Source organism: Robertmurraya korlensis, from assembly GCF_023715225.1.
Lineage (GTDB): Bacteria > Bacillota > Bacilli > Bacillales > Cytobacillaceae > Robertmurraya_A.
Map to the genome: position 1 here is coordinate 1 of NZ_JAMBNS010000041.1, position 781 is coordinate 781.

Below are 781 nucleotides of genomic sequence, written 5' to 3' on the forward strand. Positions count from 1 at the left end.
GATTTGACCCAGTATATTGATGAACATACCCCAACGGTCGATATCAACGAAGATTACTCGCCACAACCAACGCGCAGTTTTGACCGTCTCTTGCAGCGTGCGATTTTTCATGTGCAATCGGTTGCCAGCAGCCGTTTGGTAGAAGGTTCAGATTTGCTAGTGTCGATGTTCTCAGAGCATGACACCTACGCGGTATACTTGCTTAAAAAACAAGGGGTTACGCGGCTTGAGTTAACCCAGTACCTATCGCATGGCCAAGACAAAAAAGTACGCGACAAATTAACTAGTGTTGAAACTGAAGAAACGGGTGAAAAAGCTAATAAAGACCCATTGACTGAATTTACCATTAATCTCAATCAAAAAGCCTCTACGGGCGGCACCGATCCGTTCGAGCGTACCGCGCAGATTTTATGCCGTCGCCGCAAAAATAATCCCCTACTGGTGGGTGACCCAGGGGTGGGTAAAACGTCGATTGCTGAAGGATTGGCATGGCTAATTGTCAATGACAAAGCACCGAAACCATTATCAGGCTGTGTGGTTTATAGTTTAGATATTGGTGCCCTGATTGCCGGTACAAAATACCGCGGTGATTTTGAAAAACGGATGAAAGCGCTATTAGATGCCTTAAAAGCTAAGCCCAATGCGATTTTATTTATTGATGAAATCCATATGATTATCGGCGCAGGCTCATCGATGAGCAGCAATATGGATGTGTCAAATTTAATCAAACCTGCGTTGGCATCAGGTGAGCTGCGTTGTATCGGCTCAACCACCTTTACCG

At 45.3% G+C, this 781-nt stretch carries 1 protein-coding gene; it reads left to right on the top strand.

What is annotated here, in order from left to right; genetic code table 11:
- On the top strand, positions 1–781 hold a 781-nt coding region (locus M3175_RS25755; RefSeq protein ID WP_251524510.1), incomplete at both ends, for an AAA family ATPase.